The sequence below is a fragment of the Prevotella melaninogenica genome (assembly GCF_003609775.1).
GTDB classification, from domain to species: Bacteria; Bacteroidota; Bacteroidia; order Bacteroidales; family Bacteroidaceae; genus Prevotella; species Prevotella melaninogenica_A.
In genome coordinates, this window is sequence record NZ_AP018049.1 from 532,407 (window position 1) to 559,138 (window position 26,732).

Consider the following 26,732-nt stretch of genomic DNA (forward strand, 5'->3'; position numbering starts at 1 on the left):
ATCTATTACCATGTCTTTTCGCTTCTTCAAACAACTTGTTCTTATTCTAATTGATATTTGTAAACTATTTTCGTGTGACTCGAAACTAAGACATGCTCTTTTGGCTTTGAAAAGAGGCCTAATTGACTTGCAATAGATGCCCTTTTGGAGTCTAAGTAACGCCCTTTTGAAGTCCAATTAAGCACCTTTTCTTGTGCGACTTCATAACTAATTGATTTACTGTTGATTGCAACCTTGCTTTTTATACGTATTTTTCTGCTTTATTTTAGGTGTTTTATACGAATTTATGTAATGATTTTTCAATGTCTTGTCTGCAATTTTTTGACCTGTTTAAATAAAAAGGTTCTCAGTGCTGGAGGATAAACAAAAAGACAACCAAGGCTGTCTTGATTGTCTTTTTGTTTAATGTATATCTTTGGCTCTTCTATTAAAGCTATACGAAGAATATCTATGTACTTGATAGAAGACCCTTTTATAGCGTCTCTTGGAAATTGTTAAATTTAGGTATAACAAACTTTATCTTATGTAAATCTGCCCAGGCTTCTTGTCACTCTTTGCTTTCTTCATATTTTCCTGATGCTTTTGAATAAGAGGCTTCAGATACTTTTTTGATTTTGTTGTAATGCTAATGATACCGCCAGTGCGTGGATAAAAGATTCTTGTCAGCGCACTATTCTTGATGACATCTACACTGATAATATCTTTTTGGTCAAGGTTATCAATACTCTGCACTTCAACTCCATCTATAAGATATACTGGTATGTTTAGACTATCTTGCTTTTCTTTTGTTTGCGCATTCATATTCAAACTTGCTATGAGTGCGATGGTTAGGATAATAAACTTCCTCATAATTTCTTTAGTTTTTGAACTTTGGTTTGTTATTCAGTAAATGTGTAAGTTTATAAGTCTAATCGAAGCGATTTTGAACTTACGCTCCAAAGTTATATAAATAAAGACATTCGGACAAGTAAAATTGATATTTTAATAAAAAACCTACGCAATTTTGAAGTTCGACTTCAAAGTTGCATAGGTTCTGTTTGTTTTCAGTAAGTTTTTTTTCGATATTTAACTTTTATGCCCAATCTGTTTATTTGGCAAATAAGGGATCTACTCGAAGTAGAAAGTAAGGGCTATCATCTTTGCTCGTGTTTCGTTAACAGAGTTTGTGTACATGAGCATATTCTTGTCTTGGAGGTTCTTTGCATGACTCTTGTCAAGACTGTTCATAAGACTGTACATGAACTTTAACTCTGGGCGTAGCTTGAAATAAGGGAGATAGAAATCGCAGCCGAGTCCCACTTCTAAGAATACTTCGCTACGTTTGAGCTTGATATAATCATTGTCTTTACCTGAGAGATTGAGCATAGGATTCAATCCTAACATCACGTATGGGCGATGATTATTAAAGCGAGGAGCGGCTGCAATGAGGTCGAAAGCGCAAGAAACGTATGCTGTTTTGAGTTCTTGCACCTGCTCGGTAGGCTCTCCTTGTGCATTAAGGTCTGTTATATTACGGAAAGTTAGATGTCGTGTGCCAAAGTACATGGCAGGAGCCATACGCAACTGAAAGGTAGAATTGAGTCGTAACTCACCCAATACACCCACAGTGAATCCAGCATCCCAACGGTCTTGGTCGGCTGAAACAATCTTCTGAACCAATCCATTGCCATCGTCAAGGTCGACCATCTGTAGTCCAACATTATTGAGCTCAAGGTCTTGTAGATGTGTACCAACGAGCACACCGAAATGGAATTCGCGCAGATCCGTGTAAGGTCGGTTCTGCACTCTTCGTTCCTGTGCTTGGCTTGTAAGTACGGAAGCCAATAGGGTGAGGGCTATTAATATTCTTTTCATAATTAATCTTCAAACGTATTTCTTCTTGTTTTATTGTCTATATGATTGAAGTTGTTGTCTATCTTTTAGGTTGTGTCATCCTTTTTAGGTAGGCGTTAATTAGAATGTTTTTATTTAGAAAGAGACAGAATGGCTTTCTGATAGTAAAGGTTTAGTTTATTTAATTATCATGTTATCAGTGTTTTATATTTGTTTTTGACCTATACTTTTTATTTTTATGTCGTCTAAATATTTGTAATTTTTACTATTATGCTTAGGAATTCAAGAAATTATTTCTACCTTTGCATCATCAAATTTAGGTATTAAGCCTATTTGTAATACAAGAACATTATTAACATTATAAATTATTTATATTATGGCTTACGTAATTGGTAATGATTGTATCGCTTGTGGTACATGTATCGACGAATGTCCAGTAGAGGCTATCTCTGAGGGTGATATCTATAAAATTGATGCAGATGCTTGTACTGAGTGTGGTACTTGTGCATCAGTTTGTCCAAGTGAGGCTATCAGCCTTCCATAAGGTTTTATAACCTGTTACTGATTAAATTCACAAGGCGAGTCGAAAGGCTCGCCTTGTAAGTTTTATGATAGTTTGTAATGGGAATTATTGGTAGGAGCTATTGCGAACGCTATGAATAGTTGCTACTTCCTGATAAGTTTTCGTAGAACAGTAGATTTTTAGTGTGGATACACATTTAGTTTGTGGAGCTGCTTGATTAATTGTTGAAATTTAATTTGCTGTCACTGCTGTCATTTGTTGTATGTGCTTAACTTGTTAGTTTACAGAGAAATAAACGAAGTGTTAAAAGTGACAGGAAAATGAAACAAAAATATTCTTGTAAGATATGTGTATGTACAATGAAGTTAAGAATAGCTATATAATAAAATCTTTTTCTGTCTACTTAAACTCATGTTGAGACGTGCATTGGGGTGTATAGAAAACAAAAAAGGTTGGTAATCATAATGATTATCAACCTTTTTGTAGCGGGACGGGGCTACGATCCCCGGACCTCCGGATTATGAATCCGACGCTCTAACCAACTGAGCTATCCCGCCGTCCATTTAACTTTCGTTCTTGAAAGCGGGTGCAAAGGTATGAAGAAAATGTCATACTCGCAAATATTAAGTCATTTTTTTAACGGATATTCAAGAAAAAGTTTTATATTTGCATTTGATAATAGGAAGGAATAGCTATATAACATGTTGTTAGCTTGTATGATAACTACATTTCATGTCTTGTGATAATGTTTGCTAATTTATCTGTCGGTTATGCTCGAAGGCAATAAAATAGGGGCTTAACTCGTTGAAAGAAGGTCTATCTGTTTGGTACAAGAAAAGAAGAATGTAGTTTTAACATGATATCAACAATGTTATTTCTAACGACTATTTGTACAACTGCTAAAAATGAACTTATATGAAAATGTCATTAAGTGAAAAGTCTTTGGAAAGTAGATAGCAGAGAAAAGAGAGTTATAAATTGAATAATATTAAACGTAATAATTGAAGATGAGTAAGAGAGTCGAACTGGAATACGAATTGAAGACACGGTCGGGTAGTGCTGTGTGGGCACTGATTAGTACGCCAATTGGTTTGATGAAATGGATGGCAGATGACGTTACAATAGAGGGTGAAGTGGCAACCTTTATTTGGGGCGACCCACTTCGTGAGCACGATACGCATACTGCAACAGTGGTAGATATGGTGAAAAACAATTACATTCGTTTTCATTGGGATTCGTCTGATAGTGATTCTTATTGGGAGATAAAGATGTTTCACAGTGAGATTGCTGGCAACTATCATCTGCTTGTAACTGATTTTGCAGAGGACGATGATGTGGAAGGGTTGGAACAACTCTGGAATCAGAATATTGATCGCCTACATCGTATAACAGGAATGTAGTTGTTTACAAATATATTGTAGTGAGAGTAGGGTGTATGATGCTATCTTAATTTAGTCGTTCATATACTCTATTTTGTTTTTCTGAGGCTTTGTAAGGTTCTTTCCATTATCATAGTAGAAGATGAAAAAACCTCTTCGTCTTTTGTTGTAATGAAGTATTGTTTCTTGATAAAATAAAAGTATGAAATCAGGAGATAATAACATAGGATTGTTGGTGTTGTTATAGGAAAGACACAGGTCAAAGAATAAAAATGCTAAAAAAGACCATTACTCTGATATTTTTATGTAATTTTGCAAAAGGTAAGTCGTAGTCTACAGATTAAAAACAATAATTCTTTGTTTTTGTTTGTAATAGCTTCGCACATAAAATAAGGGAGGATAAGATTCTCGTTATTATATTATGTTTCAAATCAAGAAGTTAGATATATTCATTGCCAAGCAGTTTGGTATGCTTTTCGCAGGAACATTTTTCATCAGCTTATTTGTGTTGATGATGCAGTTCTTGTGGCGATATGTTGATGACTTGATTGGAAAAGGATTGTCAATGGATGTTCTTGGACAATTCTTTTGGTATATGAGCTTGATGATGGTGCCACAAGCGCTTCCTTTGGCGATTCTTCTTTCATCACTTATTTCTTATGGTAACCTTGGCGAGAGTTCAGAGTTGACAGCTATTAAGGCTGCTGGTATCTCGTTGATTCAGTCGTTCAGAGGACTGATCGTTATTAGTATTTTTATTGCTTTTGGTTCTTTTTATTTCCAGAATAACGTAGGACCAATAGCGCATAAACACATAGCCCAGCTGCTTATCTCTATGAAACAGAAGAGTCCTGAACTGGAAATCCCAGAAGGAATCTTCTATGATGGTATTCCACAAACAAACCTTTATGTAGAAAAGAAAGACCTGAAGACAGGACACCTATATAATATTATGGTGTATCGAATGACGGATAGCTATGAAGATCAAGCTATTATCCTTGCTGACTCAGGTATGTTGCAGTCTACAGCGGATAAGAAGCATCTCGTTCTGAACCTATGGAGTGGGGAGTGGTTTGAGAATATGCGCTCACAAGAAATGGGTAGTAGTGCCAGTGTTCCTTATCGTCGAGAGACATTTGCACACAAGCATATTGTTCTTGACTTTGATGGTGACTTCAACCTTACGGATATGGCTGGTATCTCAAATGATGCCCGTACGAAAAGTATTCAGAAGATACAGCGTGACAAGGACTCTTTGATACATGTTTATGATAGTGTGGGCAATGCTTTTTATAAGGATGCACAGACTGTTTACTATCGAGAACCTAACCTTAAAGCTGCTGAGAAGAAGCAGGCTATAAAACTATCGAAAGAAAAGACTTTTAATGTAGATTCGGTATTCAAAAAGCTACCTGCCGATCAGCGTCGTTATGTTGTTGATCAAGCTTTGTCAACCGTTCAGCAAGAGGTTAGCGACCTTGATTTCAAGAGTATGATAACCAAAGATGGCGACAGATTAATCCGTTTACATGATATTGAGACGATTAATAAGTTCACATTGTCGCTGATATGTATTATCTTCTTCTTTATTGGAGCGCCACTTGGTGCTATTATCCGTAAGGGAGGATTGGGTATTCCAATTATTATCAGCGTTATCGTGTTTATTATATTTTACATCCTCGATAATACGGGCTATCGAATGTCACGTCAGGGAGACTGGGCTATATGGTTTGGTAAGGGACTATCTATGGCTGTTCTCATCCCGATGGCAATCTTCTTTACCTACAAGGCAAACAATGACTCAACAGTGTTCAATGCTGATATGTACAAGAACTTGTTGATGAAGATGCTTGGAATACGTGTGAAACGTAGTATAGCAAGTAAGGAGGTTATCTTACATGACCCTGATTATAGTAAGGCCGCAGAGCAACTTAGCGACTTGAACGTAAGGATTGCAGAATATGCTAAGACACGTAGGCTGAAGTCTGCACCTAATGTAATAAAGGTGTTCTTCCGCTATCATACAGATCATGTGATTGAGAAGATTAACGATGAACTTGAGAATGTCATAGAAGACTTGGGTAACACACGCAACAAAGTCATCATGACAGAACTGAATAAATACCCAATATTAGCAGTAAAGGCACATACAAGACCATTCGATCATAAGTGGTCGAATATTCTTGCGGCAATTATAGTACCTGCTAGTATTTTCTTCTACTTCCGAATGTGGCGTTTCCGCTTGCGTCTTTATCGTGATCTTCGTACTATTATTAGTTGTAATGATACGATTATTGCAGAGATACAACGTATAATGGGAAAAGAAGAATCAAAGGGCTATTGATAAGAAATAATATAAATCAGTAACTATATGGAAGATTTTAAACTCGATAGCATCGAAGATGCACTGAAAGACTTTCGGGAAGGAAAGTTCGTTATCGTAGTAGATGATGAAGACCGAGAGAATGAGGGTGACCTTATTATGGCGGCTGAGATGATCACGCCAGAGAAGGTTAACTTTATGTTGAAGAATGCACGAGGAGTTCTATGCGTACCTATTACGCTCTCACGTGCAGAAGAATTGGATTTACCTCATCAGGTTTCTGATAATACGTCAGTATTGGGAACTCCATTTACTGTTACGGTTGATAAGTTAGAAGGTTGTTCAACAGGTGTGTCTACACATGATCGTGCAGAAACAATTAAGGCGTTGGCTGATCCTAACTCTACTCCTCAGACTTTTGGACGTCCAGGTCATGTCAATCCTCTTTATGCTCAGGATAACGGTGTTTTGCGTCGTTCGGGTCATACAGAGGCTGCAGTCGATTTGTGTAAACTTGCAGGCTGTTTCCCTGCTGGCGTGTTAATGGAGATTATGAATGAAGATGGTACGATGGCTCGTATGCCTGATTTGCAGAAGCGTGCAAAGGAGTGGGATATGAAGATTATTAGTATCAAAGACATTATCGCCTATCGCCTGAAGAATGAAACAAGTATTGTTGTTGGTGAGGAGGTAGAACTCCCTACTGAATATGGTATGTTTCATCTGATTCCATTCCGTCAAGCAAATGGCTTGGAACACATGGCACTTATCAAGGGTACATGGAAAGAAAACGAACCAGTACTTGTACGCGTACACTCATCATGTGCAACGGGTGATATTCTCGGTAGCCAGCGTTGTGATTGTGGGGAACAGCTTCACAAGGCAATGGAGATGATTGAGAAAGAAGGCAAGGGTGTTATCATTTATATGCAGCAGGAAGGTCGTGGTATCGGTTTGATGAATAAGATAGCAGCCTATAAGTTGCAGGATCAGGGATTTGATACTGTTGAGGCTAACCTTCATCTTGGTTTCCGTCCAGACGAACGCGATTATGGTTGTGGAGCACAGATGTTGCGTCATCTTGGGGTTCATAAGATGCGTTTGATAACAAATAATCCTACAAAGCGAGTAGGCCTTGAGGCTTATGGCTTAGAGATTGAGGAGAATGTTCCTATTGAGATTACTCCAAACAAGTTTGACTATCGCTATCTGAAAACTAAGCGTGACCGTATGGGACATGACTTGCATCTGTAAGCAAAATAGTAATAGGAAGACTTGCTAATAAGTCTTATAATGAATCCCACTATAGAGAAATGACTTGTTTCTCTGTGGTGGGATTCTTTGTATGTAGACTTCAAAAGCATCCTTATTGTACCCTTTTACATTATAGAATATGCTTTCTATGATTGGATATATTGGTTTGCTACAATTTTGAAATAGCTAAACACGGATGGTGCGAAGGCTTAGCACTATTTGTGCGGAGGCTTAGCACACATTGTGCGGACGATATGTACTAAACAAAAGGATTGTTGACAGAGGGTTATTTTTAGTCTTTCGTGAATATTATACGATATGTATATAAATGAAGGAGTATAATTACAGCTCGTATAGTTTCGTTTATAAAGACTGCATTTATTATATAATTCTTTGATTTAAACTGTCAAATCGGCAGTAAAAATGTTATTTAGATAAAATAAGGAAAGAAAAGTTGCGTTATCAAAATGAATTTGCGTACTTTTGTACTTGATATTATTTAAAAAGAAAGATAAAGTTCGAAATGGCACAACTATCAGATCGTTTAAATCGATTGGCACCTTCTGAGACATTAGCAATGTCGCAGAAGAGTAGTGAAATGAAAGCGCAGGGAATTGATGTTATCAACATGAGTGTGGGAGAACCAGACTTCATGACTCCTGATCATGTTAAGGAGGCAGGAAAAAAGGCCATTGATGATAACTTCTCAAAGTATTCTCCTGTTCCTGGTTATCCTGCTTTGAGAGATGCTATCTCAAAGAAGCTGAAAAAGGAAAACAATCTTGATTATGCCGCGTCGGAGATTATTGTCGGAACAGGTGGTAAGCAGGGTGTTTGCAATGCTGTTTTGGCTTTGGTGAATCCGGGCGATGAGGTGATTATTCCTGCACCTTATTGGGTAAGCTATCCACAGATGGTAAAACTTGCTGGTGGTGTGCCTGTTGTTGTTTCTGCTGGAATTGAGCAGGACTTCAAGATTACTGCTGAGCAGTTGGAAGAGGCGATTACGCCAAAGACAAAGATGATAATTCTTTGCTCTCCAAGTAACCCTACTGGTAGTGTCTATTCTGCAGAAGAGTTGGATGCTTTGGCAAAGGTTGTATTGGCACATGAGGACTTGTTTGTTATTTCAGATGAGATTTATGAACACATTAATTATATAGGCGGTCATTGCAGTATTGCGTCTTGTCCAGGTATGAAGGAGCGTACGATTCTTTGTAATGGAGTGAGTAAGGCTTATGCTATGACAGGATGGCGAATAGGCTGGGTAGCTGCTCCAGAGTGGATTGTGAAGGGACTCAACAAGCTGCAGGGGCAATATACATCAGGTACATGCAGCGTTAGTCAAATGGCTTCTGTTGCAGCGTACGTGGAGGATCAAACTTGTGTAGCAGAGTTTCGTGAGACATTCCGCCGTCGTCGTGATCTGATAGTTAGTTTGGCAAAGGAAATCCCTGGTCTTGAGGTGAATGTGCCACAAGGTGCGTTCTATCTGTTCCCAAAATGCTCCAGCTTCTTTGGAAAAACTGATGGTAAGCATGTAATTAATAGTTCGTCAGATCTTGCTATGTATATTCTCGAAGAAGGATGTGTAGCGACAGTGGGAGGTGATGCCTTTGGTGCTCCAGACTGCTTCCGAATGAGTTACGCAACAAGTGACGAAAATATAAAGGAAGCGCTTCGCCGCATCAAAGATGTACTTTCAAAACTAAAATAGAGTCCGTAAGAGTAGATAGTAATAAAAATGAGGTGGAAACAGTACATTTTTAACTGTTAAATGTTATTAATCGTGTTTGTAGTTTTCTTTTAATTACTATCTTTGCGGAGATAAGAAGCCATGGCGAACTCTCATTTACGATGGGAATCACATACAAAGGCTTATAAATCAGAAAGATATTAACAAATTAATTCATTAATAACCTAAAAATTAAAATTTTATCAAATTATGGCAACTACACAACAAAAACCAGCCCCACAGAAAAAGGCTGAGGGCTTCACAGGAGTTAGAGGTGCATTCTGGATTATCGTCGTTTGCGCTGTCGTTGCGTTCACATTGTTCTACACATGGTTCGGTAATGAAATGCACTTCCAGGATGGAGCTGCACGTGAGAACCCAGCTGACGTTTGGGGTACCATCTTTAAGGGTGGCGTAGTCGTTCCAGTTATTCACACTCTCTTGTTGACTGTACTCGCTATGTCTATCGAGCGTTGGATGGCTTTGAAGACTGCTTTCGGTAAGGGTGCCCTTCCAAAGTTCGTTGCAAACATCAAGAGTGCTCTTAATTCAAATGACCTTGCTAAGGCTAACCAGCTCTGCGATCAGCAGAAGGGTTCTGTAGCAAACGTTGTTAAGGCTTCTTTGAACGCTTACAAGGATATGGAGACTGGTGCTAATGCAAGCCTTAAGAAGGCTCAGAAGGTAGCTAAGATTCAGCAGGCTCACGAGGAGGCTACTCAGCTTGAGATGCCAACTCTGACAATGAACCTCCCTATCATTGCTACTCTCGTAACACTTGGTACTCTTACTGGTCTTCTCGGTACTGTAACCGGTATGATCAAGTCGTTCTCTGCTCTTGCTGCAGGTGGTGGTGCTGACTCAGCTGCACTTTCTGCTGGTATTTCTGAGGCGTTGATCAACACTGCATTCGGTATTGCAACATCTTGGTTTGCGGTAGTATCTTATAGCTACTATTCAAACAAGGTTGACAAGTTGACTTTCGCCCTCGACGAGGTTGGTTATTCTATCGCTCAGACATACGAAGTAAACCACACAGACGAGGCTTAATTTTTGCTGACCCTTTAAAAATTTATCGCTATGGGTAAAGTAAAAGTTAAGAAGAGTGACACCTTTATCGACATGACGCCTATGTCAGACGTTATGACCCTGTTGCTTACCTTCTTCATGCTGACATCTACGTTCGTAAAGAACGAGCCAGTGAAGGTAAATACTCCGGGTTCTGTGTCTGAAACTAAGGTGCCTGAGAATGGTGTCCTGACAATTCTCGTTAGTCCTCAAAAAGGACCTAATGGAACGCCTACTGGTGAAGGCCAGGTTTTCATGAGCTATGATAATACCAATGAGTTGGGTCAGATCGTAGATCAGATGGGCGTAACATTGACTCCTGCACAGAAGAAAACTTTTGTTGCTGAGTCTACATTTGGTACTCCGCTCGATAAATTGGCTGCTTATTTGTCAAAGCCAGCAGCAGAGCGTGGTAATGAACTCCCTAAGATGGGTATTCCTCTCGATAGTATCCAAGGACAGGAGATGACTGAGTTCCAGCAGTGGGTTAACGCAGCCCGCCAGGTGAACCCTAAGGTTAGACTTGCTATCAAGTCAGACGCTGATTCTCCTTATGGTACCGTTAAGAAGGTAATGAGCGAACTCCAGGATATGGATGAGAGCCATTACTATATGATCACACAGTTGGACGCTAAAAAGGCTGCTCAGGCAGCTAATAAGTAAGGAGATCAAAGTATGGAAATGATGGATACAGGAAAAGAAGGCGGCAAGCAGAAGAAGTTAACCGTACGCGTAGACTTTACGCCGATGGTGGATATGCTTATGTTGCTGATTACCTTCTTCATGCTTTGTACTTCACTTAGCAAGCCTTCAACTATGGAGTTGACGATGCCAAGTAATGATAAAACTCAGAAAGAAGATCAGAAGAATGAGGCCAAGGAGTCACACTCTATTACGATTTACATTGCTGACGGAGATAAAATCTTCTACGGTAACGGTAAACCAGAGTATGATAACGCTAATTGGCTGAAGCCAGCTGATTGGAGTAACACTCCAAGTGGTATTCGCTACGTTCTTCAGCATAAGCAGGTGGGTGACCCTTCAACAGGTGATCCAGTTTCTATCCCATATCAGGATATGGATATTGCGGTGAAGGAACTGAATCGTAAGAAGCAGGCTAATCCAGCTTCTTATCCTGATAGCATTTATCAGGCTGAGTTGTCTGCGATCAAAACTGGTATGATTAATGGCAAAAAGGTTTCAACCATGACTGTCATTATTAAGCCAACGGACCAGGCGTCATATCGTCATTTGGTAGACATCCTCGATGAAATGCAGATTTCATATATTGGAACTTACGTCATTGACAAGCTGACAGACCAAGACAAGGCTCTCTTAGCCAAGAAAGGTATCAAAGCTTAATCACTGATTCGTAAACAATTAAAGAAAGAAAACAATGGCAAAAATAGATTTATGCGATCCTAAATGGGTCGACATGGTGTTCGCCGACAAGAACAAGGAGTACGGTGCATACAAGCTTCGTAAAACTGTTTCTCAGCGTAACATCAAGGCTTTAGCTATTCTGCTTTGTGCTGCATTCCTCGGTGGTGGTTACTTAGCTTATCAGATCAAGAAGCATAACGACGACTTGGCTGCGCAAGCTGAATATGCAGCAAAGATGGAGTTAGCAGCTCTTGAGCAGGCTAAGAAGGAACAGGCTGAGCGTAAGAAGCAGCAGAAGAAGGAAGAGCCTAAGAAGGTTGAACCTGAAAAGGTTGTTCCTGAAACTCGTGCAACTGTTAAGTTTACAGCCCCTGTCATCAAGGATGATAAGGACGTTAAGGAAGAGATGCCACCAATGGTCAAGATGAATAAGGAGAACAAGGCAGTCGGTATTGAGAACAAGGAAGGTACGGAAGATCGTACTGATGTTGCTGCTCGTAGCACTGTTGCTACTCCAGAACAGATTGTACCAAAGATTGAGAAGCCTGTTGTTGAAGCTCCAAAACCAGAGCCAAAGCAGGAGGTTGAAAACAAGGTCTTCACAGTGGCAGAGGTTATGCCTTCATTCCCTAATGTAAATGCTTGGTTGGCTTCTCATATCCAATACCCAGCAGTTGCAGCAGAGAATGGTGTGCAGGGACGTGTTATCGTTAAGTTCGTTGTAGGACGTGACGGTAGCGTTAGTCAGGCACAGATTGTTCGTGGTGTTGACCAGGCACTCGACCGTGAGGCACTTCGCGTTGTTAACAGCATGCCGAAGTGGTCTCCAGGTATGAACAATGGTCAGCCAGCAAACGTTTGGTTTACCCTTCCAATTACCTTCAAACTGCAGTAAAAGCAAATTTTATATGAAAAGATCCAGATTCTACATAACAGTAGGATTGATACTATCCCTTGGTTTTCTTCTGTCTGCTTGCGGACAGAAGAAACGCAAGGACGGTAGAACAGATACACCGACGTCAGGGACGATTAAGTTCGCCTCTGACGAAAGTTTTAGTCCTATTATAGAGGAACTGTTACAGACTTATCAGTTCCGCTACCCAGAAACTCACTTGTTGCCAATCTACACAGATGACAACAAAGGTATGCAACTGCTCCTCGACCAGAAAGTTAATCTTTTCTTTACTTCTCATGCATTGACGAAGGGAGAAGATGCGATGTTACGAGGGAAAGGTCCTATCCCAGCGGTATTCCCGATAGGATATGATGGAATTGCTTTCATTGTTAACAAAGCTAATGCAGACTCGTGTATTACCGTTACCGATGTTAAGAAGATTCTCAGCGGTCAGATTGCAAAATGGAATCAATTGAACCCTAAGAATGATAAGGGTGATATTGAAGTTGTTTTTGATAACAAAGCTTCAGCAACATTGCATTATGTAGTCGACTCAATTTTAGGTGGAAAGAATATCAAGAGTGCGAACATTGTTGCTGCAAGTAACAGTAAGTCGGTTATCGACTATGTTCATAACACTCCTAATGCTATAGGTGTTATCGGGTCAAACTGGTTGAATGACCATCGTGACTCTACAAACACTACATTCAAGAAAGATATTAGAGTGGTTGGTCTTTCAAAGACTACCGTTGCACAGCCAGAGAATAGTTGGCAGCCTTATCAGGCTTATCTGTTAGATGGTAGATATCCTTTCGTAAGAACTATTTATGCTATTGTGGCAGACCCACATAAAGCATTGCCTTGGGCATTTGCAAACTTCGTAACCAATCCAATTGGTCAGAAGATTATTTTTAAGGCTGGTCTCTTGCCTTATCGTGGTGAAATTAACATTCGTGAAGTTGAAGTTAAGACCCAGTAGTCAGTAAAGCATAGTGTGTTATTTATTGGCAAATGATAATCTGTTATGATTAATTATAATGTGGTCGTTATAACATTAGAGAAGATTTATTTTGCTTATCAACATTAGTTACAACTCTCATAGAATTAAACTAAATGCCGTGGTAGGCGTCTTAATGAATAAAGTTCACTTGAATTAAAATTTAAAGAGAAAGAATTATGAAGACAAAGAAATATTTAATAGCTGGAGCCTTGATGTTGGCAATGTCAACTCCAGCAATGGCACAGGATGTTGATTACGCAGTAGCTCTTAAGCCTATTGTAGCTGCTATCGAAGCTGCACCAAATGATCCAAAGGCAGCAAAGGATCTTATTAAGGAGTATCAGAAGAACTTCAAGAAGAGTGAAGAGGCTATTGTTGCCTTGGGTAATGTATATCTTTTGCAGCGTAATTATGATGCAGCAACAGAGATTGCAAACAATGTTATCAATAATAAGAAATACAAGGGTAGTTTAGCTTATGTCCTCTTGGGCGATATTGCTGCTCTTAAGGATTCTATTGGTAATGCAGGTGCGGCTGCTACACAGTATCAGAATGCAATTACTGTTGATCCACAGAACGTAACAGCTTACGAGCGTTATGCAAAGGTTTTCCGTCATGTTAACTCTAAGGTTGCTGTTCAGAAACTTGAGGAACTTCGTAAAGTTAAGCCAGATTATCCAGTAGAGGCAACTGCCGCTGAAATTATGCTTGGTGATGGCAAGTACAAGGAGGCATTAGAGTGGTATGCAAAGGCTAATCCAGCTAATATGTCTGAGGACAACTTCTATAACTATGGTTTTGCTGCTTACATTACAAAGGACTATCAGAGAGCTTTGGATGTTGTAAAGCAGGGCTTGCAGAAGTTCCCTAACAGTGAGTACTTGAGCCGTATTGCAATGATGGCATCTGTAGAGTTGAAGGATTATGCTTCTGCTATCAACTATGGTAAGGTAGTATTTGCCGGTTCTGGTAAGAAGGTAGCTAACGACTACGATGTATATGCAAAGGCGCTTTGCGGTGCTCAGCAGTATGACGAAGCTATCAACACTGTTAACAAGGCACTCGAGGTTGATAAGAACAATATTGAGCCTTTGAAGACTTTGGCTGCTATCTATGCTGCACAGGGTAATGATGACAAGGCACTCGAGGTTCAGCAGGAGTATCTTTCTAAGAGTAAGAAGGCTACTAACAATGACTGGGCAACACTTGCTAACACATACGTTACTAAGGCTGAGGGCTTGACAGATCGTGCTGCTAAGAATGCTGTTCTTGCAAAGGCATTTGATGTTTACGAGCAGATGGTTGCTAAGTTCCCAACAATCTCTGACTGGGTATGGTTGAATCAGGCTAATGTGGCTCAGTTGATGAATGATCCTGATAAGGTAGCTGAGATTTATCAGAAGGTGGCTGCTTATGAAGAAGCTAAACCAACTCTTGATGAGGATAGCAAGAGCTACTTGGAGAACGTTTACTATGGTCTTGGTTACTATTACTCAAAGAAGGGTAATAAGCCACTTGCTGACGAGTACTTCAACAAGGTGCTGAAGGTTAATCCTAACAATGAAGGCGCTAAGAAGGCTTTGGGTATGTAATTATCTGAAACAATCATTAGATATAAGGGCGATGGTCGTAATGACTGTCGCCCTTTCTTTTTATGTTCTTTTGATAATGATTTGCTTCGTTTGTTGATTATTATTTAGAGCTTCTGCTTATTGCTTTCGAAAAATGGTTCTTTCGTTATGTGTATTGACATTTTTCGTATAGCTTTAAATGAATAATTGAAGTTATTTATTGAACAAGAACATAACAAAGACTGTCTTGTCAGTCTACTTTATTTATCCTTCGACACAGAAATCCTTTTCATTTTAATTCTTCTAAAAGTCTGGAAGTGATACTTTGAAAAATAATTACATAATGCTGGGTAAAGTGTCTTTAAATAAAGAAAAAACACTTGTAAAAAGCAAGTTCGTAACCAGTAGTAAATCAGTTAGTTATATAGTTGTGTTGAAAAGATGCTTAGTTAGACTTCAAAAGGGCGTTAGTTAGACTTCAAAAGGGCACCTTTTGTAAGTCAATTGAGCGTCTTTTCAAAGCCAAAAGAGCATGTGTTATTTTTGAGTTGCATAAAAATAGTTTACAATTATCAATTGGTTTAGGGATAAGTTGTTTGTTGAAGGTGGAGAGAAATGGTAATTGATAACCATAGTATCTTTTGTCGTTTCTGAGTTTTAACTTGTAGTTTATCTCCCTTTGTAAATCCATCTAATTGTGGATAGTCATTCGGTGCAAATATATAAGCCTTTATTCTATTTTCAATCTGGAAGAATTTGTAATTGACAAGATTGCATATTACTTTTAATGTATAAAAATATACTTCTCGTGAATATAAATAGAAGCATATCACTTTGATTGTAGTTCAACTTTCGTCAGTGTTATGCTTCTTTATTGTGTTACTCTATGGTTCTCTATGTTCAATAGAGAGGGTAGAGTGTATTAGAGTCTTTCAATCATTATTTGTTATGCTTATTCTTAGTGTTTATGGGCGTAAATGATAATATAATGAATTAAACCCTCATGTTCACAAAGATAAGCTAAAAATCTTAATGGCGCTTTCAAAAAAAGTGAAAATCATTGGTTTATAATGTATAATTTTTATTTTTATTCTTTTTAGTGAGTGTATTCGCATCTTTTTCTCGTTAAATTTATGTATCTTTGTCATCGTTTGAAAAGACACAAAAGGATAGTCTGCACTGATGTTCGACTTGTCTATCTAATCCTATCTGTTCCTTTTGGTTACACGATTGGTGTATCTTTTATAAGTTTGTTGATAGTAGGCTGTGGAAAACGGACATCTTGTGAGCAAGACAGATAATAACAGAATTCAAAAACGCAATAAGCATTGAAAACAGAAAGAAAGATAACCCCATGGGCATGGATTCCTTCACTTTATTTTGCTGAAGGTCTGCCTTACATTGCCGTAACCGTATTATCTCTGCAGGTCTATATGCAAATGGGCTTGTCAGATGCTGAAGTAACCTTTTATACTTCATGGCTTTACCTCCCTTGGGTTATCAAACCTCTGTGGAGTCCATTTCTCGATTTGATTAAAACAAAGCGATGGTGGATCGTCATTATGCAGTTGCTTGTGGGTGCAGCTTTTGCAGGTGTAGCCTTTACGGTCAATACTTCGTTATGGCTTCAAGGAACAATCTGTTTCTTTTGGTTGCTGGCATTCAGTAGTGCGACACATGATGTTGGGGCTGATGGATTCTATATGATGGGACTTAATCAGCATGATCAAGCATTCTTTGTAGGTATTCGTTCAACCTTTTATCGTATATCAATGGTTGTTGGTAAGGGTGGACTGATTGCACTCGCTGGTTTTTTACATAAGAACTTCGATATTCAGTGGGCTTGGTCGCTTGTGTTTTATGGTTTGATGGCTCTTTTTATGGGTCTCTCCCTTTATCATCGCTTTATTCTACCTCGCCCGTCCGAAGACTCAGAGAGGAAACAGGTGTCAGCCAGTCAATTGCTTCGTAGTTTTGGAGAGACATTCATCTCTTTCTTCAAAAAGGAGCAGGCTTTAACAACGATTTGTTTCTTACTTCTCTTCCGTCTGCCAGAGGCTTTGATTATACCTATTTCTCAACTTTTCCTTCAAGCACCGAAAGGAAAGGGAGGATTGGCACTTTCAGAGATAGAATATGGTACGGTGAATGGTGTGATAGGTGTTGCAGGCCTCTTGATAGGTGGAATTATAGGAGGAATGATGATTAGTCGTGATGGCTTAAAACGCTGGATATGGCCAATGACAGCAGCTATTACATTGCCTAATTTAGCATACGTCTATTTGGCTTATATGCTTCCTGATAACGTGATAGCGATTAGTGCAGCTGTATTTATCGAGAATTTCGGTTATGGATTTGGTTTTAGTGCCTATATGCTCTTTATGATTTATTTTAGTCAGGGCGAACACAAGACCAGTCATTATGCCCTTTGTACGGGCTTTATGGCGTTATCAATGATGATTCCAGGATTGTTTGCTGGTGCATTGGCGCAGGCTGTGGGTTATAAATGGTTCTTTGTTATCGTGATGATAGTTTGTATCTTCCCATTCTTAGTTGCCCATCGGCTTCGTATTGATGAAGACTTTGGGAAGAAGTAGTCGATGGGTGCGCCTTGAAGAGAGAAGAAGGAAGAGAAGGGATGGCTACGAGGCAGTGCCTCGTAGAAGCGGACCGTGGGATAGATGGCTGAAGGATGGCGGAATTTAGACTGGAACAGCGTTCAGTAAAACCTCAATTAGCCGTGGTAAAGCATAGTTATCGAGATCTTGCTTTTCTATCCAGATGAAATCTGAGGGCAGTTGTGGGCGGTGCTTAGGCTGCCAAAGGTAAATGTCTGCAAGGAGAATTTGATGGGTAAGAATGTGTTTTATTCCTTTTCGTAATAGTTGCGCTTCTGTTTTCCAGATAGAGTTTTTAGACGAAACAAGCTGTTCTGCTTGTGGAAATTCCCATAATCCTTGCCAAATATCACCTGCACCACGTTGATGGATAGCTATTTCTCCTTCATATTCAATATACAGATAGGTGAAATGACGTTCTCGTTGTTTCACTTTCTTGCTTTTTACAGGCAGTTCATTAATACGTTGTTCGCGGAAAGCAACGCAGGTTTCGCACAGTGGACAAGTTGTACAAGATGGAGAAGATGGTGTACATTGAATGGCACCAAAGTCCATTATGGCTTCGTTGTAATCAGCTGGTTCGCTTGTTGGTAAAAGAGATTGAGCAAGTGTTTGAAACTCCTTTTTCCCTTCGGTACTATCAATAGGAGTGTCGATGCCGTAATAGCGAGAGAGAACACGATAGACATTGCCGTCTACAACAGCTACAGGTTCGCCAAAAGCAATAGATGCAACGGCTGCAGCCGTATAATCGCCTACACCCTTTAGTGTCTTTAATTCCTTGAAGGTTTGTGGAAATGCCCCTAATTCAACTATCTGTTGTGCAGCCGTATGGAGGTTTCTTGCACGAGAGTAATAGCCCAAGCCCTGCCAAGCCTTCAGCACCTCGTCTTCCGTGGCAGCAGCAAGGTCATTTATCGTAGGCCATTGCGTCATGAAACGTTCCCAATAACTCATGCCCTGTGCGATACGTGTCTGTTGTAGAATGACCTCACTAAGCCAAATAGCGTATGCGTCATTCGTCTCTCGCCAAGGTAGAGAACGTCCATTGTTTTTGAACCATTGAAGGAGTGTTGCTGCGAAATTCATGGAACAAAGGTAGTTAAAAAGTAGAAAAAGAATGAAAAGTAAACTGATGTTTTGTTGGTAAAGTCATTATTATTTCCTATTTTTGCGACGACTATTACCCTTAAAAGGCGGAATTTGACATTACTTTTATATAGTAAGATATTATAATTACAAGCCAAGAAAAGGGAGATTTATTGTAAAATTAGAAGTTATAAAAGATGAGAAACAAGGTTAAGAAAATGCTTATGGGTTTTGCCCTCATTGTGGCAATGCTTTCGGTTAGCTCATGTGCAACACGTGAGTCAGCTATTAACGACTTAGAGAAATTTTCATACGAACTGCGTGATAACAGCCAGTACTATACTGCTAAGAAGTGGCGTAAAGCCGTTGATAAGTTCGGTAAGATACGTCGTGAAATTTCACGCCATGACTATACTATTGCAGAACGCCAACATATCGGTAGACTCGAAGGCGATTGCGCACGTTATATGGTACGAGGTGCGAAGGAGGGCGTGATGAATAGCGTCTTTGGTCTTGGTAGTGAGATACAAGGCATCTTAGATGCTTTTGGTGTTAAGCGTAAGGATTAAGCTAAATAATGCCTTTGATAGGCACAATGGAAACAACCTTCAGTTCTAAGAAAGCAGAACTTGAAGCAGACATAATAAAACAAAAGGTTGCAGCTTATTAGACTTTAAGCAAATAGTTGGCAACCTTTTGTTTTTTTTTGATTTAAAATATTGTTTAGTCGCTTATAATTAGTAACTTTGCAAATCAAATCCATAAAATGTTTTACAATGGCTGGTAAAAAACAAATTAAGACTGCTCTTATTTCGGTCTTTCACAAAGATGGACTTGAGGATTTGCTCAAGAAGTTAGACGAAGAAGGTGTGAAATTCCTCAGCACAGGTGGTACACAGGAATTCATTGAATCATTAGGTTATGAATGTCAAAAGGTAGAGGATGTTACATCTTACCCTTCAATTCTCGGTGGTCGTGTGAAGACACTTCATCCAAAGGTTTTTGGAGGTATTCTTTCTCGTCGTGAGAACGAAGGTGATCAGGCACAGATGAAAGAATATGAGATTCCATTTATCGACCTTGTTATCGTCGACCTATATCCTTTCGAGCAGACCGTTGCAAGTGGTGCCAGCGCAGAAGATATTATTGAGAAGATTGATATAGGCGGTATCTCACTGATACGTGCAGGAGCAAAGAATTTCAAGGACGTTGTCATCGTACCAAGTAAGGCAGAGTATCCAGTGTTGCTCCAGATTCTCAATACCAATGGCGCACAGACAGATATTGAAGATCGTAAGATGTTCGCAGAACGTGCTTTCGGTGTTAGTAGCCACTACGACACAGCTATCCATAGTTGGTTCACAACTGAATAAGCACACTTAAGTTAAGAATATACATTTATAAAATACACATATATTAATGGGATTATTTTCATTTATCCAGGAAATTGCTATGGACCTGGGAACGGCAAATACAATTATTATCAGCGATGATAAAATTGTTGTCGATGAGCCATCAGTAGTAGCACTGGATCGTCGCACAGATAAGATGATTGCTGTAGGTGGTGATGCAAAGATGATGTACGAGAAGGAACATCCCAATATTCGTACAATCCGCCCTTTGCGTGATGGTGTTATTGCCGACTTTACAGCTTGTGAGCAGATGATGCGTGGACTTATCAAGATGGTTCACAGCGGTAATCGTTTCTTCTCACCTTCATTGCGTATGGTAATTGGTGTTCCATCAGGTTCTACTGAGGTTGAGCTTCGTGCCGTTCGTGACTCAGCAGAACACGCTGATGGTCGTGATGTTTACCTTATCTTTGAACCAATGGCAGCAGCTCTTGGTATGGGTCTTGATGTAGAGGCTCCAGAAGGTAATATGATTGTTGATATTGGTGGTGGTAGCACTGAGATTGCAGTTATTTCTTTGGGTGGTATCGTATGTAATAACTCTATCCGTGTAGCAGGTGATGACCTCACTGCGGACATTCAGGAGTATATGAGCCGTCAGCATAATGTAAAGGTCAGTGAGCGTATGGCAGAGCGTATCAAGCTTCACGTAGGTTCAGCTTTGACAGACCTTGGTGATGAAGCACCAGAGGACTATATTGTACACGGCCCTAACCGTATCACAGCTCTTCCTATGGAGGTGCCTGTATGCTATCAGGAGATTGCTCATTGTCTTGATAAAACAGTCGCAAAGATTGAGAATGCCGTGCTGTCTGCATTAGAGAATACCCCACCTGAGCTTTATGCAGATATCGTAAAGAATGGTATTTACCTCAGTGGTGGTGGTGCTTTGCTTCGTGGTATCGACAAACGTCTGACTGATAAGATTAATATTCCATTCCATATTGCTGAAGACCCATTGCACAGTGTGGCTAAGGGTGCAGGCATTGCATTGAAGAACGTAGACCGTTTCTCGTTCTTGATGAGATAACAATTAACGTTCATGCACAATCTGACTGAGTTCCTTGCTAAGTACAAGCATTGGTTCTTGTTCGTTGCCCTGGAAGTCTTGAGTATGGTTCTTTTGTTCCGATTCAATGACTATCAGGGCAGTGTGTGGTTCACGTCAGCGAATTACGTGGCAGGTTTGGTCTATGAAGGAAGCTCAAAGATTACCTCTTATCTAACGATGGGTGAGGTGAATGAGGCTTTGACCAAACGCAATCTTGAACTGGAGCGTCAGGTGAAGGAGTTATCAGCTCAGCTGTATGATAAGACAAAGGATTCAACTTTCCTACATAAGGGACAGTATCGTTTCCTTTCAAAGTTCCGATTGATACAAGCTAAGGTTGTAGCCAATTCGTTAGATAAACCTAATAACTTTATCACCATAAACAAGGGAACATGGGATGGTGTACATAAAGATATGGGTGTTGCCTGTGGTAATGGTGTTGTGGGTATTGTCTATATGGCGGGTATTCATTATGCTGTTGTAATCCCAGTACTAAATTCAAAGTCGAATATTAGTTGTTCTATTCAGGGACGCGACTACTTCGGATATCTTCATTGGAATGGTGGTGCGCGTGATGTAGCTTACTTGGATGACGTTCCTCGTCATGCTAAGTTTAAGTTAGGGGATCGTGTCGTAACGAGTGGATATTCTTCTGTATTTCCAGCTGGTGTGTTGGTAGGTAAGATTAAGCATGTCTATAATTCGGAAGATGGACTCTCTTATCGCCTTCAGATTCAGCTGTCAACTGATTTTGGCAATCTTCGTGATGTCTGTGTGATTGATGATGCCTCTATACGAGATCAACGTCAAGTTATTAAGGCAGCACAAGATTCTATCAAACCTCTTGAGAGTCAGATAGGGAATAGGGTACAGTAAGTAAACTGTTTACCTGTATAATTAAGTTTGATGGGAGGTAGGATAACCGCACCTTGTAGTTTAATTCTTACTTTGGTGTGAACCACTTATCCCCCTTTGATTTACGAATAGAAAGAATGAATATAGATTTCCTAAAACGTTTGCTTTGGTTTGCTGTATTGACAGTGACTCAGGTGTTTGTACTTAATCACATTCATCTGTTTGCTGTTGCCACGCCATTGCTTTATATCTATTTTATTCTTCTGTTTCCTCGTAATTATCCTCAGTGGGCTATTCTCTTATGGGCGTTTTTAATGGGTCTAACGATTGATACCTTCTCAAATACGCCAGGTGTAGCTGCTGGTTCATTGACTTTAATAGCCGCCTTACAGCCTTATGTATTGCAGCTATTCATTCCTCGTGATAGTAGTGAGAATTTCCAAGCAGGTATGGATACGCTTGGCATACCGCAATATACGTGGTATGTGGCTATTCTTACCTTGATATACAGTGTGGCCTTCTTCTCTTTAGAGATGTTCAGTTTCTTTAATGTGATTGAATGGTTGCAGTGTATTGGAGGTAGTTCATTGCTCACGCTTATTCTTATTCTTGTTGTTGAGAACGTAAGGAGGCGATAAGAAATGAAGAATTACGATTTAGAGAAACGTCGCCTCGTGCTTAGTGCAGTTGCAATAGGCATCGTGGTGATATATATTATACGACTTTTTGCTCTTCAGATAGCCAGTGACGACTATCGGAAGAGTGCTGACTCTAATGCTTTTTTAAAGAAGATAGAGTTCCCTTCACGTGGTTCTATCACTGATAGGAATGGTAAGCTGCTGGTTTATAATCAGCCAGCTTATGACATCATGGTAGTAACCAACGAGATGAGAGGGCATCTTGATACGCTTGAGTTTTGTAAGGCACTGAACATAACTAAGGCTGATTTTAACAACCGAATGGCTAATCTCAAGGATAGGAGTAAGAACCCGGGTTACTCTCGATTCACACAACAATTGTTCTTGAGTCAGTTGAGCGATAAAGACTTTAGTGCTTTTCAGGAGAAACTCTATCGTTTTCCAGGCTTTTATATTCAGAAACGTAGTGTTCGTCAGTATCAGCGAGCTATCGCTGCACATGTCCTTGGTGATGTTGCCGAGGTAAGTCAGGGGGATATTGAAGAAGATGAATACTATCAGCCAGGCGATTATATCGGTAAGATGGGTGTTGAGCGTGAGTATGAAAAAGACTTACGTGGAGTAAAGGGGGTACAGATTCTTTTACGTGATGCCCACGGACAGATACAAGGTCGTTATCAGGATGGTAAGTATGACCAACGTCCACATCCTGGACGTGATATCCAACTTGGTCTTGATGCAGAACTTCAGGCACTTGGTGAACGCCTAATGGAAGGTAAATTAGGTGCTGTTGTGGCAATCGAACCAAAGACTGGACAAATCTTAGCAATGGTTTCCGCACCGACTTTCGACCCTCGTTCGATGATAGGTAAACTGCGTGGTAAGCATCAGCATGAGATGACACTCGATCCTGCAAAGCCTTTGCTCAATCGTGCTATTATGGGACAGTATCCTCCTGGTTCAACGTTTAAGACAGGACAGGCTGTTACCTATTATTCAGAAGGAATTGTAAACGATTCTACTCGTTATCCATGCCATCATGGATTTAACTTTAAGGGTCTTCATGTCGGTTGTCATGCACATGCATCTCCTATCTCATTAGTACCTTCAATTAGTACCTCTTGTAATAGTTATTACTGTTGGGGACTATATCAGATGCTCTCTAATCGTAAAAAGTATAAGTCTTTAGAGGATGCTATGAATGTGTGGCGCGATTACATGGTATCAATGGGATTCGGTTACAAGTTAGGTATTGATCTACCTGGAGAGAAGCGAGGCATGATTCCAAATGCTAAGTTCTACGACAATGCTTTTAAGACGTGGAATCCGCTTTCAGTCATTTCAATTTCTATTGGACAGGGTGAGGTCAACCTTACTCCATTGCAGATTGCCAACCTTGGTGCAACGATTGCCAATCGTGGTTACTACATTACACCGCATGTTGTACGTAGTATTCAAGGAAAGAAGCTTGATAAGAAGTATTTGGAGAAGCACCATACAAAGGGTAGTCTGAGGTCTTATCAGGAAGTAATTGCGGGTATGGTTTCATCAGTACGTGGCGGAACTTGCGCGCGTGCAGTCCATCCAGGTTACTCATTAGCTGGTAAGACGGGTACAGCTCAGAACCGTGGTAAGGACCACTCTGTGTTCATGGGCTTTGCACCTGTTGATACGCCAAAGATTGCTATTGCTGTTTATGTCGAGAATGGTGGCTTTGGTGCTGACTTTGGTGTGCCAATCGGTTCGCTGATGATAGAGCAATATATCAATGGTAAGCTTACGCCTGGCGATGAAGCTCGTGCAACTGCGCTGCAGAATCGCCATATCTCATATTCTTTCAAGCGTCCTTTGTCACGTGCTGACTCTCTTCGTCTCGACTCTATTAAGCGTGTAAATACTATTAGAGATTCGCTGAAGAAGGTAAAGGAAAAGCAAGACTTAGCAGAAGCCGTAAGGATAAAAGAGGCACAGGCAAGGAAGGATGCTGAAGAAAAGGAAAAGAAGAAGCAACCACAGAACGAACCTGCTATTCGTGTAGAGCCAGAAACAAAGGTTAAGACGGAGAAAAAAGACAAGGACAAGGGAGGCGATAAGAAGGAAAAAGAGAAAGAAAAGAATAAAGATACACGAAAGGAAAATAAAGATAAGCCTAAGGTTAGTGATAAACCAAAGGAGCAACCCAAAGATAAACCGAAAGAACAACCTAAGGTAAAGCCTAAAGAACAGGTAAAAGAAAAGCCCAAGGAGCAGCCTAAGGCTAAACCGAAGGAGCAAGTAAAAAATAAACCAAAGGAACAACCAAAAGCGAATTCTAAGGTTCAATCCAAAGATAAACAAAAAAGCAAGGAGAACGTAAACCGTGCCAAGTAATTATACAGCAGACAGACAACCAGGTGTACTTCGTTCATTAGATTGGTGGACGATAGGTATCTATATTGCATTGCTCACCTTTGGATGGGTAAGTGTCTGTGGTGCGAGTTATACTTATGGCGATACAGAAATATTCTCACTTTCAACTCGTTCGGGTATGCAGATTGTGTGGATAGGTACTTCTATTTGCTTGGGTTTTGTGCTTCTCATGATGGACGACCGCTTCTATGACACCTTTGCTTATGTCATCTATGGTTTGTTAGTGCTTCTTCTCTTTGCTACAATCTTTAATCCCCATAGTATTAAAGGTTCACGTTCGTGGCTTGTTATGGGTCCACTACGATTGCAGCCTGCCGAGTTTGCCAAGTTTGCAACGGCATTAGCAATAGCCAAATTTATGTCGGCTTATGGCTTTACGATTAAGAATTGGAAGCATTTTGCTGGTGCGTGTGGAATTATCTTTCTGCCTATGCTATGTATTGTCGGCCAGCGTGAGACAGGTTCTGCCTTGGTTTATTTCTCTTTCTTCCTTATGCTTTATCGTGAGGGAATGTCTGGTGCGTTCCTCTTTACTGGACTGGCAATGGTCATTTATTTTGTTGTCGGCATAAAGTATGAGGAAGTTTTGCTGTGGGATACGCCCACGTCCTTAGGAAAGTTTGTTGTCCTTTTACTTGTTCAAATATTCTCCTCAGTTATGGTGTGGGTCTATGTGGGTGATAAAGGACGTACGCGCTTGTTACTAACTTATGTCTTTGGAATTACGGGGCTTGCCTTACTCTTTTCAGAGTTTGTTATTCCGTTTGACGTTGTTTGGGTACAGTTGGTTTTATCGGCATGTGTTATTGGCTATTTAGTCTATAATGCTATGAATACTCGCTTTGCCAACTACTTCTATATAGCATTGTTTGCTTTGGGTTCAATTGCCTTTTTCTATTCAGCAGATTATGTGTTGAATGAAGTCATGCAGCCACACCAGCGAGTGCGTATCAACGTACTTTTAGGCTTAGATGAGGACTTAGCAGGAGCAGGATATAATGTACATCAGAGTGAGATTGCTATCGGATCGGGTGGTTTGCAGGGCAAAGGTTTTTTGAATGGTACGCAGACTAAGTTGAAGTTTGTTCCAGAGCAAGATACTGACTTTATCTTCTGTACTGTAGGTGAGGAGGAAGGCTTCCTCGGTTCAGCTTCAGTTCTTGTGCTGTTCCTCTTCCTTATACTCCGACTAATGTATCTTGCCGACCGACAACCTTTCAAGTTTGGACGAGTCTACGGCTATTGTGTCGCTGGAATCTTCTTATTCCACGTCTTTATTAACGTCGGAATGGTATTGGGTCTAACACCAGTTATTGGTATTCCGTTACCTTTCTTCAGTTATGGAGGTTCTTCTCTTTGGGGCTTTACGTTGCTTCTATTTATTTTCCTCCGTATAGATGCTGGGCGTAATCTTATCCGTCAGTAGGGGATAGGATTACGCTTGGATAGTTTTAAGAAAAGGAATACAATTTATCTTTTTGATAGATACTTCTCTTTTTGTTTAGGAGAATAAGTCTATACATCAAAAAGCGTTTTTTATTATAGAGTGGTATAGCTTTCTACTAATAATAAGTTGGTTTTGTTTGCACTATTTTCTGCACGGTGTTTTGTGCTCCGCACCATTGGGGTTAAGCCTCCGCACCACACGTGCTAAGCATCAACACCCCTTGTGTTAAGCATTATCACCATTTTAGAA

23 protein-coding genes and 1 tRNA gene are annotated in these 26,732 nt (G+C 40.0%); 20 read left to right on the forward strand and 4 right to left on the reverse strand.

Annotated features, from left to right (window positions below):
* Positions 1–516: 516 nt before the first annotated feature.
* Both PMEL_RS02130 and PMEL_RS02135 read right to left on the reverse strand, forming a co-directional pair.
* A complete protein-coding gene (locus PMEL_RS02130; protein WP_120173751.1) occupies positions 517–849 on the reverse strand; it encodes a hypothetical protein in 333 nt (110 codons plus the stop codon).
* A 258-nt stretch (positions 850–1,107) separates the two neighbouring features.
* Entirely contained in the window at positions 1,108–1,854 is a 747-nt protein-coding gene (locus PMEL_RS02135; RefSeq protein WP_120173752.1) for a porin family protein, read from the reverse strand.
* A gap of 355 nt (positions 1,855–2,209) precedes the next feature.
* Here PMEL_RS02135 and PMEL_RS02140 point away from each other — a divergent pair, with 355 nt between their 5' ends.
* A complete protein-coding gene (locus tag PMEL_RS02140; RefSeq protein ID WP_004360420.1) occupies positions 2,210–2,377 on the forward strand; it encodes a DUF362 domain-containing protein in 168 nt (55 codons plus the stop codon).
* Positions 2,378–2,839: 462 nt separating this feature from the next.
* Here PMEL_RS02140 and PMEL_RS02145 read toward each other — a convergent pair.
* Positions 2,840–2,913 (reverse strand) — tRNA-Met (locus PMEL_RS02145).
* Positions 2,914–3,363: 450 nt separating this feature from the next.
* Between PMEL_RS02145 and PMEL_RS02150 the strand changes: the two genes are divergently transcribed.
* The 12 genes from PMEL_RS02150 to PMEL_RS12460 all read left to right on the forward strand — a co-directional run bounded on the left by PMEL_RS02150 (position 3,364) and on the right by PMEL_RS12460 (position 17,670).
* Positions 3,364–3,756, forward strand: coding sequence for an START-like domain-containing protein (locus PMEL_RS02150; RefSeq protein ID WP_120173753.1), 393 nt, complete (start codon positions 3,364–3,366; stop codon positions 3,754–3,756).
* A 400-nt stretch (positions 3,757–4,156) separates the two neighbouring features.
* Positions 4,157–6,079, forward strand: a complete 1,923-nt coding sequence (locus PMEL_RS02155) for an LptF/LptG family permease (RefSeq protein ID WP_120173754.1) — start codon at positions 4,157–4,159, stop codon at positions 6,077–6,079.
* Between the two features lie 27 nt (positions 6,080–6,106).
* Entirely contained in the window at positions 6,107–7,312 is a 1,206-nt protein-coding gene (locus PMEL_RS02160) for a bifunctional 3,4-dihydroxy-2-butanone-4-phosphate synthase/GTP cyclohydrolase II (protein ID WP_120173755.1), read from the forward strand.
* A gap of 523 nt (positions 7,313–7,835) precedes the next feature.
* Complete coding sequence (locus PMEL_RS02165) at positions 7,836–9,029, forward strand: pyridoxal phosphate-dependent aminotransferase (protein ID WP_120173756.1); 1,194 nt, start codon at positions 7,836–7,838, stop codon at positions 9,027–9,029.
* Between the two features lie 228 nt (positions 9,030–9,257).
* Positions 9,258–10,097: a MotA/TolQ/ExbB proton channel family protein gene (locus PMEL_RS02170; protein ID WP_120173757.1), complete on the forward strand. Its 840-nt coding sequence runs from the start codon at positions 9,258–9,260 to the stop codon at positions 10,095–10,097.
* 30 nt (positions 10,098–10,127) lie between these two features.
* Complete coding sequence (locus tag PMEL_RS02175; RefSeq protein ID WP_120173758.1) at positions 10,128–10,778, forward strand: ExbD/TolR family protein; 651 nt, start codon at positions 10,128–10,130, stop codon at positions 10,776–10,778.
* A gap of 12 nt (positions 10,779–10,790) precedes the next feature.
* Positions 10,791–11,477: an ExbD/TolR family protein gene (locus PMEL_RS02180; RefSeq protein WP_120173759.1), complete on the forward strand. Its 687-nt coding sequence runs from the start codon at positions 10,791–10,793 to the stop codon at positions 11,475–11,477.
* A 34-nt stretch (positions 11,478–11,511) separates the two neighbouring features.
* The gene (locus PMEL_RS02185; protein ID WP_120173760.1) at positions 11,512–12,393 is read left to right on the forward strand and encodes an energy transducer TonB; all 882 of its coding nucleotides are present in this window, start codon (positions 11,512–11,514) and stop codon (positions 12,391–12,393) included.
* Positions 12,394–12,406: 13 nt separating this feature from the next.
* Positions 12,407–13,372 (forward strand): PstS family phosphate ABC transporter substrate-binding protein, encoded by a 966-nt coding sequence (locus tag PMEL_RS02190; RefSeq protein ID WP_120173761.1) that lies wholly within the window; start codon positions 12,407–12,409, stop codon positions 13,370–13,372.
* 197 nt (positions 13,373–13,569) lie between these two features.
* Entirely contained in the window at positions 13,570–14,985 is a 1,416-nt protein-coding gene (locus tag PMEL_RS02195) for a tetratricopeptide repeat protein (protein ID WP_120173762.1), read from the forward strand.
* Between the two features lie 1,307 nt (positions 14,986–16,292).
* Positions 16,293–17,561 (forward strand): MFS transporter, encoded by a 1,269-nt coding sequence (locus PMEL_RS02205; RefSeq protein ID WP_120173764.1) that lies wholly within the window; start codon positions 16,293–16,295, stop codon positions 17,559–17,561.
* Positions 17,548–17,670, forward strand: a complete 123-nt coding sequence (locus PMEL_RS12460) for a hypothetical protein (protein ID WP_262697059.1) — start codon at positions 17,548–17,550, stop codon at positions 17,668–17,670. Before PMEL_RS02205 ends, PMEL_RS12460 begins: the two co-directional genes overlap by 14 nt.
* Here the strand turns inward: PMEL_RS12460 and mutY are convergent.
* Positions 17,667–18,671 (reverse strand): A/G-specific adenine glycosylase, encoded by a 1,005-nt coding sequence (gene mutY / locus PMEL_RS02210; RefSeq protein WP_120173765.1) that lies wholly within the window; start codon positions 18,669–18,671, stop codon positions 17,667–17,669. The two genes, PMEL_RS12460 and mutY, sit on opposite strands and share 4 nt — an antisense overlap.
* 197 nt (positions 18,672–18,868) lie before the next feature.
* On the opposite strand from mutY, the gene PMEL_RS02215 reads away from it, so the two are divergent.
* The 7 genes from PMEL_RS02215 (at position 18,869) to rodA (ending at position 26,462) form a co-directional block, all read left to right on the forward strand.
* Positions 18,869–19,240: a hypothetical protein gene (locus tag PMEL_RS02215; protein WP_120173766.1), complete on the forward strand. Its 372-nt coding sequence runs from the start codon at positions 18,869–18,871 to the stop codon at positions 19,238–19,240.
* Between the two features lie 207 nt (positions 19,241–19,447).
* The gene (locus PMEL_RS02220; RefSeq protein WP_120173767.1) at positions 19,448–20,044 is read left to right on the forward strand and encodes an IMP cyclohydrolase; all 597 of its coding nucleotides are present in this window, start codon (positions 19,448–19,450) and stop codon (positions 20,042–20,044) included.
* Positions 20,045–20,090: 46 nt separating this feature from the next.
* Positions 20,091–21,113 (forward strand): rod shape-determining protein, encoded by a 1,023-nt coding sequence (locus tag PMEL_RS02225; RefSeq protein WP_004360435.1) that lies wholly within the window; start codon positions 20,091–20,093, stop codon positions 21,111–21,113.
* A gap of 12 nt (positions 21,114–21,125) precedes the next feature.
* On the forward strand, positions 21,126–22,010 hold the full coding sequence (gene mreC / locus PMEL_RS02230; RefSeq protein WP_120173768.1) for a rod shape-determining protein MreC: 885 nt from the start codon (positions 21,126–21,128) through the stop codon (positions 22,008–22,010).
* Between the two features lie 116 nt (positions 22,011–22,126).
* Positions 22,127–22,627 (forward strand): rod shape-determining protein MreD, encoded by a 501-nt coding sequence (gene mreD, locus PMEL_RS02235; protein WP_120173769.1) that lies wholly within the window; start codon positions 22,127–22,129, stop codon positions 22,625–22,627.
* A 3-nt stretch (positions 22,628–22,630) separates the two neighbouring features.
* Complete coding sequence (gene mrdA, locus PMEL_RS02240) at positions 22,631–24,997, forward strand: penicillin-binding protein 2 (protein ID WP_120173770.1); 2,367 nt, start codon at positions 22,631–22,633, stop codon at positions 24,995–24,997.
* On the forward strand, positions 24,987–26,462 hold the full coding sequence (gene rodA, locus PMEL_RS02245) for a rod shape-determining protein RodA (RefSeq protein ID WP_120173771.1): 1,476 nt from the start codon (positions 24,987–24,989) through the stop codon (positions 26,460–26,462). Before mrdA ends, rodA begins: the two co-directional genes overlap by 11 nt.
* Positions 26,463–26,732 lie beyond the last annotated feature (270 nt).